Raw genomic sequence first — 1,935 nt, forward strand, 5'->3', positions numbered from 1 at the left:
TGCTCAACCTTTGCCTAACTTAGAGAAAATTATTCAAGAGATTACCAAAGCCTTGGAATCCCACCAGGCTACTGGTGACAATTACAACATTGAGAATGTGATTGAGAACGTGAAGAACTTTGCCAAAGGGGATATTAATCAAGGTAATACTAATATTGGAGGAGACCAAATTAATATTGGACGAGACCAAATTAATATTAATTGACTACAGTCGCCTGGGAGGCAGGTTAACCAAACTCGACCAAATCAAGCTCCGCTACTACTCGGCTCTGTTTTAGCTCTGTTGTGTCTGTTACTGGGCTTTAGGTTTGCCTCGCCCTTAATTTCTAAAGCCTACAATGATCGAGGAAATAAAAACCATAATCAGGGAAAGTTGGGCATAGCTGAAGAGAATTACAAGAGAGCCATTGAATTGAATCCCGATAATGTCGATGCTCACCACAACTTGAGCAATCTCTACAATGATCACGGAAAGAAAAACCATGATCAGGGAAAGTTGAGCATAGCTGAAGAGAATTACAAGAGAGCCATTGAATTGAATCCCGATAATTTTGATTCTCACTACAACTTGGGCGATCTTTATGAGGACTTGCAGCAGTTTGATAAAGCTGGCGAGTATTATCGGTCCGCCGTAAAAGGGAATGTGCCGGAAGCCTCTAATAACTTGGCTCGCTTGTTTATTAAAAATAAAGAATATTCTGAAGCAGTAACTTTGCTATATCAAGGTCTTCAACAAGCAAACCAGCAGGATAGTTTTCCTGAAATTAACTACAACCTGTTTAAAAATCTGGGATGGGCAAGGTTTCAGCAAGGTCGAGATCCAGAGGCAGAGCAGGTACTAAACATCGCTATCGGCATTGCCAGTAAACCTGAAGTCGCTCAATATCTCTGGAATCGGGGGTCAGCTCATTGTTTATTAGCCCAGGTGCTAGAACGGCAGAAAAAGCCTGGAGCAATCCAACAGTGGCAGCAGTGCTCTAAGTTGGGTTCTACTGGCAATCCTGATGAAGATACTTGGTTAGATCTAGCTCACAAGACCTTAAGCAAGGCAAGACAATCATGGGAGGAACCTTGAGGTTAAAAATTTTAGCAGGAGTCATGCTCAGTCTTATATGGCCTGGGTTCGTTTCTCCTGGTTGGGCACAGCCAAAAGTGTTAAATTATGTCTCTGAAATTAAAGGGGATGTCAGGCTCAAGCGGAGTGAATGGAACCGCTATCAAAAAGCTAATGTTGGATATCAACTCAATCCTTCTGACCAGTTAAAACTGAGTGCTGGGGCATCCGCTAAAGTTCTGTGCAGCAACTCAAGAGTCTGGTCTGTTCCTGCGGGAAAAGTCTCCCTTGTGTCTGATGGTTGTGGTCTAGGACAACTAATGAAAAGGCGACGGGACTCCCCCCGCCGTCATCCTCGCGACTCTAATCAAATAATTCCTTATATTATCAGCCCTCGCAATACAGCTCTACTAACTAAGCGCCCGATATTACGTTGGAATGCCGTAAAGGGAGCAACTCGCTATAGGGTTCTAGTACAAGATGCTGGTTTAACATTGGAGTGGCAAACGGAAACGAGCAACACCGAAATTGAATATTCCGGTCCTCCCCTACAACCAGACTCCTATTATCTTGTCACCGTAGAAACCGACACAGGAAAATCCTCTGAAGAAGAACAGGGAGCTGATGTGAGTTTTACGCTGTTGGATGCCCAAAACGCTGAGTCAGTGCGAACAGAAGTAGCCCAACTAAAACAACAGCCATTGAGCCAACAGGTAGAAGGGCTAGGCTTAGCGTCTTTGTACGAAAAATATTATAACTTGAAAGCGCAAGCCATAGCGTTATTAGAAGGGTTGGTGAAAGGGCGAAGTGAGACCGTCGCAGTTTACCAACTTTTGGGAGATTTATACCTAGACGTGGGATTGAACCAGCAGGCGAAACGA

The 1,935-nt window shown here is 43.9% G+C and carries 2 protein-coding genes and 1 pseudogene; all 3 read left to right on the forward strand.

Translation table 11 applies throughout. The features are described 5' to 3' along the window. Nucleotides 1-205 (forward strand): annotated as a pseudogene (locus F6K53_RS38800) (hypothetical protein); the annotation flags it as partial. A gap of 78 nt (nt 206-283) precedes the next feature. Then, on the forward strand, nt 284-1,075 hold the full coding sequence (locus F6K53_RS38805) for a tetratricopeptide repeat protein (RefSeq protein WP_293085184.1): 792 nt from the start codon (nt 284-286) through the stop codon (nt 1,073-1,075). Beyond that, a partial coding sequence (locus F6K53_RS38810; RefSeq protein WP_293085187.1) for a hypothetical protein occupies nt 1,060-1,935 on the forward strand: 876 nt, incomplete at its 3' end. The genes F6K53_RS38805 and F6K53_RS38810, both read left to right, overlap by 16 nt.

This window comes from Moorena sp. SIO4A1, from assembly GCF_010672065.1.
GTDB lineage: Bacteria > Cyanobacteriota > Cyanobacteriia > Cyanobacteriales > Coleofasciculaceae > Moorena.